The 14,643-nt window shown below is 41.9% G+C and carries 15 protein-coding genes; 11 read left to right on the top strand and 4 right to left on the bottom strand.

Features of this window, described 5'->3' with window-relative positions:
• Positions 1-468 precede the first annotated feature (468 nt).
• On the top strand, positions 469-2,277 hold the full coding sequence (ade, locus tag ASG85_RS30190) for an adenine deaminase (protein WP_060648686.1): 1,809 nt from the start codon (positions 469-471) through the stop codon (positions 2,275-2,277).
• On the opposite strand, the gene ASG85_RS30185 is transcribed toward ade, so the two are convergent.
• Positions 2,254-2,661, bottom strand: coding sequence for a hypothetical protein (locus tag ASG85_RS30185; protein ID WP_060648685.1), 408 nt, complete (start codon positions 2,659-2,661; stop codon positions 2,254-2,256). The genes ade and ASG85_RS30185 overlap by 24 nt on opposite strands.
• A 17-nt stretch (positions 2,662-2,678) precedes the next feature.
• Positions 2,679-2,921, bottom strand: coding sequence for a hypothetical protein (locus ASG85_RS30180; RefSeq protein WP_060648683.1), 243 nt, complete (start codon positions 2,919-2,921; stop codon positions 2,679-2,681).
• 241 nt (positions 2,922-3,162) lie between these two features.
• On the opposite strand from ASG85_RS30180, the gene ASG85_RS30175 reads away from it, so the two are divergent.
• A complete protein-coding gene (locus tag ASG85_RS30175; RefSeq protein WP_060648682.1) occupies positions 3,163-3,936 on the top strand; it encodes an arylamine N-acetyltransferase family protein in 774 nt (257 codons plus the stop codon).
• A 116-nt stretch (positions 3,937-4,052) separates the two neighbouring features.
• Here ASG85_RS30175 and ASG85_RS38325 read toward each other — a convergent pair whose 3' ends face one another.
• The gene (locus ASG85_RS38325; RefSeq protein WP_156396916.1) at positions 4,053-4,217 is read right to left on the bottom strand and encodes a hypothetical protein; all 165 of its coding nucleotides are present in this window, start codon (positions 4,215-4,217) and stop codon (positions 4,053-4,055) included.
• Between the two features lie 309 nt (positions 4,218-4,526).
• Between ASG85_RS38325 and ASG85_RS30170 the strand changes: the two genes are divergently transcribed.
• The 4 genes from ASG85_RS30170 to ASG85_RS30155 all read left to right on the top strand — a co-directional run bounded on the left by ASG85_RS30170 (position 4,527) and on the right by ASG85_RS30155 (position 9,269).
• Positions 4,527-7,076, top strand: coding sequence for a LuxR C-terminal-related transcriptional regulator (locus ASG85_RS30170; RefSeq protein WP_060648680.1), 2,550 nt, complete (start codon positions 4,527-4,529; stop codon positions 7,074-7,076).
• A 13-nt stretch (positions 7,077-7,089) separates the two neighbouring features.
• On the top strand, positions 7,090-7,965 hold the full coding sequence (locus ASG85_RS30165) for a helix-turn-helix domain-containing protein (protein WP_060648679.1): 876 nt from the start codon (positions 7,090-7,092) through the stop codon (positions 7,963-7,965).
• 170 nt (positions 7,966-8,135) lie between these two features.
• Positions 8,136-8,990 (top strand): oxidoreductase, encoded by an 855-nt coding sequence (locus ASG85_RS30160; protein ID WP_060648677.1) that lies wholly within the window; start codon positions 8,136-8,138, stop codon positions 8,988-8,990.
• Positions 8,991-9,083: 93 nt separating this feature from the next.
• Positions 9,084-9,269 carry a hypothetical protein gene (locus ASG85_RS30155; RefSeq protein ID WP_057305239.1) on the top strand — a complete coding sequence of 62 codons (186 nt, stop codon included), beginning with the start codon at positions 9,084-9,086 and terminating at the stop codon, positions 9,267-9,269.
• Positions 9,270-9,439: 170 nt separating this feature from the next.
• Here the strand turns inward: ASG85_RS30155 and ASG85_RS30150 are convergent, their stop codons facing one another.
• Positions 9,440-9,826 carry a helix-turn-helix domain-containing protein gene (locus ASG85_RS30150; protein WP_060648675.1) on the bottom strand — a complete coding sequence of 129 codons (387 nt, stop codon included), beginning with the start codon at positions 9,824-9,826 and terminating at the stop codon, positions 9,440-9,442.
• 197 nt (positions 9,827-10,023) lie between these two features.
• Between ASG85_RS30150 and ASG85_RS30145 the strand changes: the two genes are divergently transcribed.
• The 5 genes from ASG85_RS30145 to ASG85_RS30125 all read left to right on the top strand — a co-directional run bounded on the left by ASG85_RS30145 (position 10,024) and on the right by ASG85_RS30125 (position 14,262).
• Positions 10,024-10,464, top strand: coding sequence for a HEAT repeat domain-containing protein (locus ASG85_RS30145; protein ID WP_414858801.1), 441 nt, complete (start codon positions 10,024-10,026; stop codon positions 10,462-10,464).
• 26 nt (positions 10,465-10,490) lie between these two features.
• Positions 10,491-10,676 (top strand): DUF3934 family protein, encoded by a 186-nt coding sequence (locus ASG85_RS30140; protein WP_057305242.1) that lies wholly within the window; start codon positions 10,491-10,493, stop codon positions 10,674-10,676.
• Between the two features lie 143 nt (positions 10,677-10,819).
• Complete coding sequence (locus ASG85_RS30135; RefSeq protein WP_060648674.1) at positions 10,820-11,455, top strand: spore coat protein; 636 nt, start codon at positions 10,820-10,822, stop codon at positions 11,453-11,455.
• 183 nt (positions 11,456-11,638) lie between these two features.
• Positions 11,639-13,096 (top strand): sensor histidine kinase, encoded by a 1,458-nt coding sequence (locus ASG85_RS30130; protein WP_060648672.1) that lies wholly within the window; start codon positions 11,639-11,641, stop codon positions 13,094-13,096.
• Between the two features lie 98 nt (positions 13,097-13,194).
• Complete coding sequence (locus tag ASG85_RS30125; RefSeq protein ID WP_057305245.1) at positions 13,195-14,262, top strand: FUSC family protein; 1,068 nt, start codon at positions 13,195-13,197, stop codon at positions 14,260-14,262.
• The last annotated feature ends 381 nt before the right edge of the window (positions 14,263-14,643 follow it).

Here is a 14,643-nt window from a genome sequence, read left to right as displayed (position 1 = left end):
TGGAAGACCGATCGATATTCTATAAAGCAATGTAACTGTTAGCACAAAGAAGCAATCTTACGAAAATTGGCTTTTTTAACGGGAAGACTCCAGAATTCGGGGGCCTAGCCGGAACGTACAACATTGCTAACCAATATAGACCATTACCCTTCACAATGTTACTGAATGAATCATCAGTTTCTTTTTGCAACATTCGTGGTGGAGAACGCGGATTAGCTTGCCTAAGGTTGTACAAAGCCCATCACCATTTTTAACATCTGAATGACCTTCACTCCGCATAATTTAATAAATAGAAATGGGGAATCCTCTGCAGTAGCATGTAATCCTTGAGAAAAATCTTTTTCATGATAAATTAAATGGTGAAGGATACAATTAAAGCATGCGAACCAATGTTCAGGGGAGATGTAACAGTTGTCACCGAACCAGGAAAGATCAATGAATTTAAATACATAAAGGAGTACAAAATCCATGACTTTAAATAAAAGAACTCTAAATAAAAGAAATAAGCTAGTCGATGTGAGCAGAACACTAGCGAAGGTTGCAATAGGCGAGGTTTTTGCCGATGTAGTCATTAAGAATGGCACACTCATCAATGTTTATTCTGGTGAATTAATTGAGCATATGGATGTTGCTGTTGCCGCTGGGAGAATTGCATATGTAGGGAAGGCAGACCATACCATTGGGGCTCAAACGGTCGTTATCGACGCCACAGGGAAGTATATGTCTCCAGGATTTTTAGATGGTCATATGCATGTTGAAAGCACCATGCTTTCCGTTACCGAGTTTGCCAAAGCGGCATTAGCCAAAGGAACAACGGGGATTTTTATGGACCCTCATGAAATTGCCAATGTGTTTGGAACAGAAGGTGTAAAGCTGATGCACGAAGAGGGGCAGCAGCTGCCTCTCAAAGTATTCACGACTTTCCCATCCTGCGTACCAGCGACCACGGATTTAGAAGATGCAGGTGCACGCTTAGAAGTGTCCGATATTAAAGAGGGACTGCAGTGGGACAATGTGGTCGGACTAGGCGAAGTCATGAATTTCCCTGGTGTCGTTTACGGCGATCCAAAAATGTGCGGGGAAATTGAAGAAACGATCAAGAGTGGTAAAACCGTCACAGGGCATTTTCCAAGTGATGATGATCGTATGCTGCAAGCTTATTTGGCATCCGGGGTGACATCTGATCACGAAACCGTAACTAGGGAACAAGGTCTCCACAAAGTCCGCATGGGCATGCACCTTATGATTCGTGAAGGCTCGGCCTGGCATGATGTCAAAGAGGTCATTAAGGTGGTAACCGAAGATAAGGTGAACACGGCCAATATTTCGCTCGTCACGGATGACGTTAATCCTCAAACCTTGGTGGAGAAGGGGCATCTCAATCATGTGGTACGCCGCGCGATCGAAGAGGGTGTCGATCCTATAACCGCGATTCAAATGGTAACGATTAATGTGGCGCGTTATTTTAAAATGGAGCAAGATTTGGGCAGCATCACTCCTGGTAAATGTGCTGACATTTTATTTATAGATGATCTAAAGAAGGTCGACCCTTCGACCGTTATTACCGATGGTCAGGTTGCTTTTGATAATGGAAAGCTTACGGTTGATTTCCCTGATTTCGTCTATCCCGAGCACATCCGTAATTCCATGAACGTTAAGCGGGAACTTACAGCTGAGGACTTCAAGCTTGTAAGTCGCAGTAATCAGGATAAGACGAAGGTTAATGTCATTAATATTATCGAAAACAGTGCAAGAACAGAGAAAATGACAGCAATGCTCGGTGTTGAGCAAGGCATCATCCAACCAGATACAGAGCAGGATATTATCCGACTAGCCTGCATCGAGCGACACCGTGGAACGGGTCAAATTTCGCTTGGTTTTACCCATGGCTTTCAATTGAAGGCAGGTGCGGTTGCGTCTACAGTGGCGCATGATAGTCATAATTTAATTGTTATGGGGATCAATGAGCAGGATATGGCTTTCGCAGCAAATGAGCTGGTCAAAATGGGAGGCGGTATGATCGTTGTAGAGAACGGTAAAGTGCTGGCTCAAGTACCTATGACCATCGCAGGCCTCATGTCAGATAAATCATTGCTTGAAGTCGTTAAAGAGGTTGCAGAGCTCGAAAAAGCGTGGAAACAAATTGGCTGCCCGCTGAACGCTCCGTTTATGACATTCTCATTAATTGCTTTACCTGTTATTCCTGAAATTCGGATTTCAAACCGAGGTATTGTCGATGTTACACAGTTCAAGCTAATTGAAGTGGAAATTGGTTAAGTGGCTAAATAAATAGGTCCAAAAGGACCTATCCTTTTTATTCTTTTTAGAAGGATGACGTTCGGCGCGGGAGGTTTGGATGGTTTGCGGGAGGCCGGAAACGAGCTCAGCTTCCATCCTTACTGTGATTTCGGTTTCCTCGATAATCGGCATATCCAGGGTGGTGGCCACCTCATCTCGAATTTGATGCATCAAACTCAATTGCTGTTCAAATTCGTCTACACGTTTGGAAAGCAACATATTCTCTTGTTTTAGCTTTTTTATAAGCTCATATAGTAATTTCATGGTTAGCTTCGGTTTCTCTGATTGCTCATTTTCTTCGTTATTATAAGTGGGAGACAGCAGCAACATCAACTCTTCATCACTGATTAGCTTGTTTGACACAGTATGGCCTCCTTAAATTAATGAATCTCACTGAGCTGCCCATCCGTAAAAAGATAATCTTTGGGAAGAAGTGAAAGATTAATGTTCCGGCTGCAGTCGATATACTGTGGGTATACAACTTTGATGGATTCCTCTTCTTGAATTGAATAGTTAATTGGATAGTTAATGATTTTATTTTTCTTGATTATATCTATAAAAAGATGAAACATGATGGAGATAATTAACAAGCCCGTCGTGCATAGTTCTAAGTTTTGAATCATAAGTTAGTCCTCCTATGAATCTTTTTTCATAGATTAACGGATTAGAACTAAAATGTCGCTCGAAAACCGTTGTCGTTTTGTAAGCTTTTTATGAAGAGTTAGAAGGAATATAAGGCAGAAATAGGGTGATGATGGTATTTTTAAAAGTATATTGTTGTTAAATCTTACGAACTTGTCTATCAATGAAAAAAGAAATAAACTAGATCGACTGGTTTAACTCTCAAAGGATGGAGTGCTCAACATGTTCAGTAAAAATAGTCAGATTCAGACCTATCTAGAGCGTATCGGGTTTAAAGGTTCTCTCGATGGCAGCGCAAAGACACTAGCTGACCTGCAGGAGTGTCATCTGCACACGGTTCCGTACGAAAATCTAGACATTATGAACCGAATAGCTCTATCGTTGGATCCTCAGGATGTATATCAAAAGATTGTCGTGCGTGGACGCGGTGGGTACTGCTTCGAGCTGAATGCATTATTCGGTTGGCTGCTGCGAGAACTTGGCTATTCGGTCACTGACTTGGTTGCTCGATTTTGGCGCGACGAGCCGAACACACCACCGAAACGACGTCATCACGTCCTGAAGGTAGAAGCAGAAGGCACAATTTTCTTGTGCGATGTCGGAGTAGGGGGGATAGTCCCCCGCAGGCCAATAGCGTGGATCGAAGGTCTTGAACAGCATCAAGGCGGAGAGTGCTACCGTCTCGAGCGCGATGCTTATTACGGTTGGATGCTGTGTGAGCAGAAGAACAAGGAATGGAACCGCATTTACTCGTTTACGGAGGAGCCTCAGCTGCCGAAGGATTTTATCTTTGCGACCTTCTGGTGTGAGAACGCCCCGGATTCGATTTTTATCAAAAGCCCAATGGTAGCCATGCGAACCCTGGAGGGGCGGAATACGCTGGCTGGCCGAGAGTTTCGCATCTTCACATCCGCCGGGGTAAGGACTTTCACTCCGCAGAACGAAGAAGACTATAAAGCGGCACTGCAAGAGTATTTTGGTATTCATCTAGATTAATCATTCATGTAGTCATGTACTACAAAGTGGGATTTCCATTTATTCAACGTCGAAGAGGCCCCCGTAAAGGGGACCTTTTTCTTCTTCTAACTTGAAGTAATACGAAATGATTCTAATTACGAAAGTGACAACCTACTGTCTTCACGTTCTAGCTCTTTCTGCTGCTCTTTGGTGAAAGTACTACTTAGCTTCGGTAATCCAGTGTGTTTGTTGATGTAGATAGTTCTTGCAACGCCATGAATGAATTTCATTTGTTTGGTCCATTCTTTAGGGTTGAACATGGACATCAACTCCCTATTTATATAGGTCTCTTGCAAATCTCCACAATAGCATTTTTGAAAGCGCTTTATTTATATAATATGTTCAAAGGGTATGGTTGATGCATCTAGTAAAGTACTTTAGAACAACGCAAAAAAACGCTGAATTAGCGTTCTTCTCGATCCAGCTGCCCAAACAACGAGAGCAGAGACTGTAACGGTTCTGCTGAAGGTACAGGCCACTTAAGGGATAATCCTTTTTTTGCGGAACTTATGCCGTGTTACAAGAAAATGAGATATAATTTATGTATGGAAACTAACAGGAGTTCTTCTATGATCGTAAGTACAAAACTTCATATACCACATATCCGTAACGCTTTGGTTTCACGGCCCAGGCTGATGCACAAGCTGAATGAGGGAATGGATGCGAAGGTGACGCTTGTTTCCGCACAGGCCGGTTACGGCAAAACAACTGCGTTAAGTCAATGGGCGAAACAGTGTAGTGCGCTCGTAGCGTGGGTTTCACTAGATAAGCAGGATAATGATTGGATTCAGTTTTGGAGCTACGTCACAGCTTCCATCCAGGAGAGAGTTCCCGGCTTCGGCAAGGCTGTCTCTTCCCTGCTTGAGAAAGGGCCTTCGGAGTCTTCAGAGACTGTTATCAAAGCACTTTTAAATGAACTAAATCGTTTTACAAACGAAATGGTGATCATTCTTGACGATTATCATGTCATTGAGCTCCCTGCGATCCACGATTCGTTGGTGTATCTGCTTAATTATTTGCCTCCCCATATTCATCTTTACATCGCTAGTCGGACTGATTTGGGGATCCCGACCGCTCGGTTATTGGCTAAAGGTGACTTACACCGAATCGTTATTCAAGACTTGCGGTTTCAATTAGATGAAGGACTTGTTTTTTTTCGGGATATGACCAATTTATTACTAACGAAGGAGCAAGTAACAGAGCTATTCCGCCAGACTGAGGGATGGATCAGCGGTTTGCAGCTAGCAGCGATTTCTTTGAAGCGCAGTAATAATATAGCAGAGTCTATCCATCAATTTAGCGGTCAGCAGCATCATATATCCCATTATTTACTAGAAGAAGTGCTTCAACATCAGTCGGATTCTATGCGCGACTTTTTACTGGAAACGTCTATCTTAAGTCGAATGAATCGATCATTATGCGAGGCTGTAACAGGTAAAATGAACTGTCAAGTACAATTGGAAAGACTAGAGAAGCTGAATTTATTTGTCATTCCTTTAGACGATCAAAGGAATTGGTATCGATATCATCACTTGCTTTCCGATTTTTTGCAACAACAATTGTCCAGAACGTATCCGGATAAATGGAAACAAGCGCATATAAATGCGGCCAATTGGTTGGAGAATCATGGCTTTGAAGAAGAAGCGGTGGAGCATTATTTAGAGGGGAAGCAGTATGCGAACGCCGTTCATTTGATCGAGAAAAATCTTCAAACGTTAGTGCAATCGAAGAGTGTCGCTTTGATTAGATGGGTGTCTGTTTTACCGGAAAACTCTTTTGCGGAGAAGCCTATGATCGAAATGTTCTATATATCCGTATTGCTCGGAGTCGGACAATGGAATTCGGCATTTCAAAGAGTGGAGCAAGCCAAGATTCGGTTTCAAGCGCTTCAGGAGAAATTACCCGATGCAGAATGGAAGCGTACAATGGGTAATATTTACTTTTTTTGTGCGGTCATGTCGTATCTGCAAAAAGATTTGGTACAAACGTCGGCATACTTCGAGTTGGTTGAACAATACATACCGGAAGGAAGTTTCTTCCAAACGATGGGTCGTAACAGATATCAGGGTTATGATGCATTTGATGATCATCTGGCGTTTATAAACGATCTTCATGCGGCGGATGCGTTCTTGTTGAAATGGATTAAAACGTGGGAAACTAAAAAAAAGTATCCTTTTATCGGTTTCTTGTATGTTTCTTATAGCAAATTGCTATATGAGTGGAATCGGTTGGATGAGGCTGAGCTTTATATAAATCAGGCACAAGGACGCAAGGATATGCAGCCTTTTGCGAGGATTCTGATTCAAATTTCCATCAGCGCCTCTCGAATTCAGCAAGCCAAAGGAAACTCAAACCGAGCCTCAGATCTTCTAGAGCAGTTAAAATTGCAAATTAACTCCCCTGATTATGATTTATTGATGTTGAAAATCGAAGCGGAACAAGCGTGTTTGTCCCTTCAGCAAGGCTCCACCCAAGATGCTTTTGATTGGATGCAAGGGTGTGGTCTGGCGCATACGGATGAGGTTTCCATGAATCGCTTGACAGAGTATCTAGCTTTAGCTAGAGTGCTTTCAGCATGTGAACGGACACATGAAGCGTTACACCTATTAGAACGGTTGAATCTTTTATTAAGTAAAGAAGATCGTCTACGGGATCGAATTAAGGCATTAATTTTACAAAGTGTGATGCTTCAGCGTTTGGGTCGAGATGAGGCTGCCCTCGTTCCGTTAGAGATCGCTTTGTTATTGGGAGAACCAGAAGGGTACATCCGCAGCTTTATTGACGAAGGCCCTATAATGGCGAAGTTGCTTTCGGTTTATTTGAAGGGACAGCAAAGCAGTCGTTTAAGAAATACCTCAGGGGTTTCCTTTGCCTACGTGAAACAGCTGCTACAAGCTTTTCATGTCACTCCAGAAGAATTATCTCTTAAAGAAACGTTAACAGAGCAGGAGATGAGGATATTACAGCTGATTGGCAATGGATTTTCGAACAAAGAAGTCGCCCATCAGTTGAACATCTCGGGTGAAACTGTAAAGTCACATATAAAGAATGTGTACAGAAAGCTTAAAGTAAACAATCGTGTGCAGGCACTGCAGCGTGCCAAAGAAGTAGAGAATTGAGGAGAAGGTGCGCATGACCCAAAGAATAATAAAAGCACCGCAAGGCTTAGCAGCATCGCCATTCAATCAAAAAGTGTTGAAACTCAAAGGATTGACAGTTATTGAATCGTGCACCAACACGGTAGGAAAACAAGGGTCTATGTTCTTAGAAGACTACCTTCTCATGGTTGTGCTGAATGGTACCTATACGGTGAGATACGGCGATCAGGTGTACATTGCTCATAAGCATGAAATGGTACTTTTGCAAAAATCCATTGTTATTGAATATGAAAAATCAGGTGAACCTAATCAGGCTTACTTATTAGAGTACATGATGTTTTTTCTAAAAGATGAATTGCTCAAAGATTTTATTAAAATGGCGGACATTCAATCTGTGCAGCCAACAGCGTTGGTACCTATTTTCGTAAATCCGATAAGTGAACGATTGTTAACCTATTTAGGATCGTTAAAACCATATTTCAACGAACCTGATAACATCGAGGACGGATTAATTAAAATCAAGTTGTTGGAATTATTGTTTGATCTTAGCCATGCCAACGGAAATATCATGCAGCAATTACTTCAATTGAAGCAGCCGGTACGATCCGATATCTCAACCGTCGTGGAACAAAATATCTTGAATCCTGTTTCAGTGAATGATTTGGCCTATTTATCAGGCAGAAGCTTGTCCAGCTTCAAACGGGATTTTCAAACGATTTACAATACGTCCCCATCCCTATGGATTCGGCAGAAACGCTTGGAGAAGGCTAGAGAATTGCTGACCCATTCAGCCATGTCAGTAACGGATGTTTGCTTTACGACGGGCTTTGAGAATGTTGCGCATTTTTCAAGGGTATTCAAAGAGCATTTTGGCTACACCCCGTCCTTTTACAAGCAACAGTTAAGCTAAAAGCTAACAAAAATCTTAGTTCGGTACTCTCCGGGCTAAGATTTTTTTATTTGGGCTAAATGAACAAATACTTTGGGCCTTTTGGAAAAGTAGGACGATATACGTTGTGTTAATCTTGGTTCATGAGTTATTCAATTCAAAATATGAAGAAGAGAGGGAGACAACAAATAATGGAAAATCAAAAAGTTTGGTTCATCACGGGAGCATCCAGAGGGTTCGGATTGGAAATTGCAAAAGCTGCTTTAGCGGAGGGCAATAAGGTGGTAGCCACCGTTCGCAGAAAGCCTGAACAATTAGCCGCGGAGCTTGATAACAACGAAAACTTATTTGTAACTGTCCTGGACGTTACGGATGAAGCTCAAGCCTTAGATGCAGCGAAACAAGCAGCAGACAAATTCGGAAGAATTGACGTGCTAGTCAATAATGCTGGTTATGGATTACTGAGTGCCGTTGAGGAAGCTTCGAATGAAGAAGTGAAACAGAATTATGATGCCAATGTTTTCGGTTTACTGAACGTTACCCGTGCGATTTTACCCTACATGCGTAAGCAGCGCTCGGGACATGTCATCAATATTTCATCCGTGGGTGGATTGAACGGGTATGTAGGTTGGGGGATTTATGGTTCCACCAAGTTTGCTGTTGAAGGCATTACGGAATCCATGGCATTGGAATTAGCTCCTTTAGGGATTTATGCAACTGTCGTGGCACCAGGCTTTTTTAGAACGGAATTTCTTGATCCAACGTCTTTGATAAGAACCGCTAATGTCATCGATGATTATGCAGGCACGGTGGGAGAAATGCGAAGCTTTGCCACACAAGTTAATAAAAAACAGCCTGGCGATCCCAAGAAACTCGCTCAAGCTTTCATTAAATTGGCCAATTCTGAAAAGCCCCCGATTCATTTGCCTCTAGGCAACGACACACTGGCTATGTATAGAGAAAAGACGGCAAGGTTTGAAAAAGACATTGAAGACTGGTATGACGTCATTACGGGAACGGACCATGATGATGTAAGAGGATTTTAATCTTGTTCACAACAAAGACAAATGGACAAGAATGACCGAATATACTTATACGGAATCATCAGAAGTTGTTTATCAACTAGGAGGTGTTTCGGTATGGTTTATTGGTTGTTGGCCGTTATCGTGGTTGTGGTTGGTTTATTGATTCTCATGAACGTGAAGAAGCGCAAAGTGGTTCCGGTGGCTGATTTGCAAACACATAAGTCGTGCGCTTATTGTAACGAGGAAATTGCTATCGATGCAGATGTATGCAAGTACTGTAGGGGTGTAGTCGTAAATTGAGGCTGATATAATGAATAGCAAATGAAGCAGCGGTCAGTTCGCATTAGTGTGAGCTGGTCGTTGTTTTATTTTTTAGCATTTTATTAAATTGAGAGTAAAAAAACATACAGGAAGGGCACCAAGAATGCGAATGCATATACGATACCCCCCCCCTGAGTAAACACGAAACGCTAGCTCTTCCTATTCCTTCTACCAGACTCCTTGGCATCAATAGTATCCAGGAAATCATTCGTTGTCCGAACGACATACTTAACCTCATCAAGCCCTCTCTCCATGAGCATACTTTTGTGAATATCAAGGATCAGCTTTTTCTCATGAATTCCTTCACCATCAAGCTTCTGGAAATTAAACAACTCGCTGGGATCGATTTCTAAAGCATTCATCAAAATTCCCAACGTAAGAAGTGAAATATTTCTTTGACCTCTTTCTATATCCGAAATATGCGATTTACTCATACTATCCTTGCCTGTTTTTTCAGCCAACTGATCTTGTGTTAAACCTTTTAACTTTCTAACCATTCTTAACCGTTCGCCAACTAGTCTTAAAAAATCGGACATCTCATTCACCTCAAATTGAGGTTATTGAAATCGTTGATAAAAAGAGATACCCGTATAATATGATAAAATATATAAAATCCTGTATAAATGGTACTCTGATGTCTCATTTATAAATATAATCACCAAAAAGTTGGCGCTCCACTTCAAAAAAGTGTAACATCAATCTAATAACAGCAGACAGAAGGAGCTTGAATCATTTGACCATCGAATTAAAAAACGAAATACCTCCCAATTTTGAGGAACTGAAAAAATCGGCCAATCGTACATCCAATTGGAGAGAACGTCTAGAAGCCGTTGAAGCATTAGGCCAGTATAACGACCAACAAACCATTAACATTCTAGTGCGTATGATGAGCGGAGATGCTGTATATCCCATTCAAGAGGCTGCTTACCGCAAACTCCGTGCATTTGGTGAGGATGTTCAGCTGCCGCCAAGGAAAAAAGGTGACTTGATTAAAGGTGCAGGTAAAGTTTTTGTGCGCATTAAGAAGAGCTTGCCGGAAGGTCATACGTTTGAAGAGTTTAAAGAGAAGTTACAGAAGACCAGAAGTGACGTATATGATACTTACGAAGGCGACAAAGGCTCTGACTTCGATCAATGGCTTGAAACCACATGGGCATCGTTGCTGAAAAAATAAGAACCACAACATAATGGAGTGAGTACATGAGCAAAGCGAAGGGTAAAGGCGGAACCGGTAGAGGGACAGACAGTAAGGGCTGGAACCGATGGCAAGCTAGTGCCAATAGAGCAAAGAGTGCCCCAAAACCTTATAAAAGTAAAGGTCTATTAGCAGCAGCCAAAGCTGCAAAGGCCGCGAGTAGCAGCAGTGGCGATAAACCTAAAGCATAGCGGCTGCTGCTCGTAAGACCATATCTTAAATACCTAACCCTCGGCATCCTGCCGGGGGTATTTTACCTACTGCACGAATAAAATCGCACAACTTAACTCATATTATCGAAGTTACTATTCCATTCATTAAAGGAGACTTCGAGATGCAGCAGCAGACGCCAAATAATAACATGACACAAGGCATGCAGAACATGAATCATGGGGGGCATGAGCTCTTTGATTTACATGAGGTGCTATCTTGTACAATTAATGTACTGGACCAGTTCATGATGTTTAGACAATTCGTCCAAGATAACGAGCTTCTGGATATTTTGGATCGTCAGTACAACTTTACGCTGTTCCATTACAACATAACGGCAGAATGCTTTGCAACAGGGCAGAAGCCGAGTCAAGAAACGCAGACGTATATGATCAGAAATCTGTCTCAGCCGATCTACGGTATCAAACCTACACAGCCCAAAAAGCCGAATCAATCGCTGGCTGAAGTGAAGGATGCAGGCATTAGCGCGCATATGTTAGGCCTTGTGAAATCCCATGCTACGCTGCTAACGATGACTTCCCTTGAAGTGACGAATCCTGCTGTACGTCGTGTATTGGCATCTCAAGTACAGAACTTTATCGAGATGGCCTATGAAATTTTCTTGTATCAAAATAGAAATGGCTACTATCAAGTTCCCCAACTTGAAGCCACTGATATGCAAAAAATGCTTAATACCTTTGTTCCGGCACAAGGAATGCCACAAATGCCGCCTAATAACAGAGCAGGAACTATACACTAAATATAAAATAAACCAGTATCGGTCTCATCGACCCGTGCTGGTTTTTCTTTGCTCGTTAAACTTTAGTACTCACTTTATTACTCATAGAAGTGTTTAGAAGCGTGCTTATTTTAGTTGTTTCAAACCTACATAGATAAGGGTATTTCATAGAAGATGAGTAGTTATAATTGGAAATAAGCTTGTATGAATTTAGGATCAGGAGGTGTTATCATAACCATTTATATAAGCTTTTTTGTGAATATTTGTATTTTGATAACTTGTGCTTATTTATTCAATCTTGGCTTTAAATATATGTTTCAGCATGCATCTTGGACCGTGAAACAGACGGTGCTTGTTGCCATTTTTATAGGTTCAGGATGGCTAACGATGTTTTTTGGCGTGAGGATATCTGAATTCATGTTATTTGATTTGCGAGTCGTTCCAATCATATACGGAACACTATTGTTCCGTAAGCACTATATGTTGCTCATTATTGGATTTGGAATTGCGCTGGCCAGATACAGCATTACCGGCATTAATCCACAATCTATTACGGGTTCGTTAAATATTATGCTGATGGGTTGTTTGGCAGCGATCCTTGTGGCTAAATATCAAAAAAGCGCATGGAGCTATAAGAAAAAGGCGCTCATTTCCATCCTCTCAATGAACTCGCTTCAGGTCATCGGTATTGCTAGTTTCGGTGCCGTACCTAAGATTATTTATTTGACTAAAGTTGCCCCGTTCACCTATCCGGCCGCCCTATTACTTAGTGCTTTTTTTGTCTTCATTATTCGAGATTTCTATAAGGAGCAGCAGCGGGCGGACAAGATACGTAATATGAATGTGATTCTGCGAAAACAGACCAAGAGACTTCTACAATCGAAGCGTGAGCTTGAGAAGAAGGCACAGCAGTTGGCACAGGCTTCAATCTATAAATCGGAATTTATTGCCAACATATCACATGAACTCAAAACACCTCTAAATAGTATAATCGCTTTGTCAGATCTGATACGGGAAAGTGAAGAGATAACGAGTTCAAAGGAAGTGAATCAATATGCGAATATCATTCATACCTCGGGAAATGAACTGCTTCAAATGATCAATAGCGTATTAGATTTATCTAAGATCGAAGCGGGTAAAATGGACATGCTATGGCAGCCAGTCGTCATCGAAGAGCTTGCCTATTACATAAAACAACAATTCAAGCCAATGATGGATTCCAAAAAGCTGCGCTTCAACGTGACCGTGGGAAAAGATGTGCCAACGATCATTCAAATGGATTCACAGAAGCTCAACCAGATACTTCGTAACTTGCTTATGAATGCGATAAAATTCACAGAAGAAGGTAGGATTACTTTATCCGTTCAAATTCGTGACCACTACGATAATGCTTCGCCTAAGTGGATCTATTTTGCCGTTCGCGACACTGGCATCGGCATTGCCCTAGATAAGCAGCAGTTGATATTTGAAGCATTTCGGCAAGGGGATGGAGCTACGACTCGTAAATATGGAGGAACAGGTTTAGGCTTATCCATCAGTTTGCAGCTTGCCAAATTGCTCGGTGGTTCCCTTACTCTTCAGAGTGAACAAGGTAATGGCAGTAAGTTCATTCTTAGCCTGCCTTTGCGAGCCTGGTTGGATCATTCGGAGGATACCGGCTAAGAAAGGCGTTTGAAAATTCTAAACCACATCTTTGCATCCATATCCGTACCTGTGTAAGATAATAACGAATAAGATTTTTGTGGATGAGGTGGGGTTTCATGGTTTTCGGTGCGCGCGTGTGGAAGACGGGGATTGCTGTTGCTTTGGCCTTATACATAAGTGCTTGGCTTAATTTCACCCCTCCAGTTATTGCAGCCGTCGCGGCAATTTTTGCTATGCAGCCTTCGATCTATCGATCTTGGCGTTATTTCCTAGAGCAGTTGCAGACGAATATTCTAGGCGCGGCATTGGCACTGCTTGCGGGTATGTTCTTTTCTAATAACGTGATTGCTATTGGAATTGTATGTATCATTGTCATCATCATAAGTTTAAGAATGGGTATGGAAGAAACGATCGGCCTTACCTTAGTTACCGTGGTAGCGGTCATGGAGGCTTCCGGAGAGTGGCAATTTGCCGTCAATCGTTTGCTGCTGAGTTTGATTGGTATCGGTTGTGCATTCGTGGTGAATGTCCTATTCTTTCCACCTAAGCCCAAAGAGCAGTTCGCTGCACAGATTCGTACGATTTTTGCCAAAATGTCGCTCCTCCTTCGTACGGTTATCTCTAATGAAATGAAAGAGACCGTTTTCCGTGAGGAAAAAGAAAGTCTACGCAGCAGCTTGAAGTCTTTGTCTGATAAGTACAGACTCATGGAAGAAGAGATTAAGAAAATTAAGGGAAGCGGGTTAAACCGCATTCGTGAACTTGTTGTTTACAAGCAGAAGCTTCTTGTGATGTACAAAGGGCTTGAGGTTCTTGAAGCCGTGGATGAGCACTATTTTCAAACGTCCCGCACACAGGCAATCGATGTCTATTTCGATGATCATTTGGAAAAGCTAATAAAGTTCCACGAGCACATTCTGTTGAAATTTGATGATAAGCTCAAGGAGGACTGTTCGGAAGGTATGGAGATGGAAGCAGAGAACGAGCGTTTCATGACTGTACTCATCGAACGTTATAATAAGCAGCCGGAAGGAATGTTGCGTTTGTCGGTTGTGGCTGCGGCTATGTACGACTATGGTCATCAGATAGCGCGGTTGGATAAGCTTGCCCAACATGATCATCGCGGAGAATCACAAGAGAGAGAACCCCTCGATTTATTGCTCAAAAGCATTAGGTTAAAATAGATTAAAACAATTTTTCATCAAATAGACTTACTGAACCTTTCGTTTGTCAGATGTTCTGGCACCTCGGAAGGTTCCATCATAAAAAATGAATTAGAGGTTGCATTACGAAATCGTATGTGCTATATTATGATTCTTGTTCCAAACGGACAAGCAAGGCAAACGATTATTAATGAGTCTGAACGTGTTGAATATCTTCACGAATGGATAAATAAAATAAAAGCTTGCAAATGAAATTCCAATATGGTATATTACTTCTCGCTGCTTCGGTAACACGGCAGTGAGCGAAAGAAATTGATCTTTGAAAACTGAACAACGAGTGAGTAAGCACAGTCGAGCAATCGACTATAATGAGATGAATAATCTCGCTAGCAAGTCAATGAG

Origin of the sequence: Paenibacillus sp. Soil724D2 (assembly GCF_001427935.1) — a bacterium.
In the GTDB taxonomy this organism is placed as follows: Bacteria; Bacillota; Bacilli; order Paenibacillales; family NBRC-103111; genus Paenibacillus_E.
This window is presented reverse-complemented; position numbering and strand designations above follow the sequence as displayed.

Bases quoted from the DNA above. Each gene is read 5' to 3' on its own strand.
- ade (WP_060648686.1), top strand. From the start codon at position 469: ATGACTTTAAATAAAAGAACTCTAAATAAAAGAAATAAGCTAGTCGAT.
- ASG85_RS30155 (WP_057305239.1), top strand. From the start codon at position 9,084: ATGGTTTATTGGTTGTTGGCCGTTATCGTGGTTGTGGTTGGTTTATTG.
- ASG85_RS30150 (WP_060648675.1), bottom strand. From the start codon at position 9,826: ATGTCCGATTTTTTAAGACTAGTTGGCGAACGGTTAAGAATGGTTAGA.
- ASG85_RS30160 (WP_060648677.1), top strand. From the start codon at position 8,136: ATGGAAAATCAAAAAGTTTGGTTCATCACGGGAGCATCCAGAGGGTTC.
- ASG85_RS30125 (WP_057305245.1), top strand. From the start codon at position 13,195: ATGGTTTTCGGTGCGCGCGTGTGGAAGACGGGGATTGCTGTTGCTTTG.
- ASG85_RS30135 (WP_060648674.1), top strand. From the start codon at position 10,820: ATGCAGCAGCAGACGCCAAATAATAACATGACACAAGGCATGCAGAAC.
- ASG85_RS30165 (WP_060648679.1), top strand. From the start codon at position 7,090: ATGACCCAAAGAATAATAAAAGCACCGCAAGGCTTAGCAGCATCGCCA.
- ASG85_RS30175 (WP_060648682.1), top strand. From the start codon at position 3,163: ATGTTCAGTAAAAATAGTCAGATTCAGACCTATCTAGAGCGTATCGGG.
- ASG85_RS30140 (WP_057305242.1), top strand. From the start codon at position 10,491: ATGAGCAAAGCGAAGGGTAAAGGCGGAACCGGTAGAGGGACAGACAGT.
- ASG85_RS30130 (WP_060648672.1), top strand. From the start codon at position 11,639: ATGAATTTAGGATCAGGAGGTGTTATCATAACCATTTATATAAGCTTT.
- ASG85_RS30180 (WP_060648683.1), bottom strand. From the start codon at position 2,921: ATGATTCAAAACTTAGAACTATGCACGACGGGCTTGTTAATTATCTCC.
- ASG85_RS30170 (WP_060648680.1), top strand. From the start codon at position 4,527: ATGATCGTAAGTACAAAACTTCATATACCACATATCCGTAACGCTTTG.
- ASG85_RS38325 (WP_156396916.1), bottom strand. From the start codon at position 4,217: ATGTTCAACCCTAAAGAATGGACCAAACAAATGAAATTCATTCATGGC.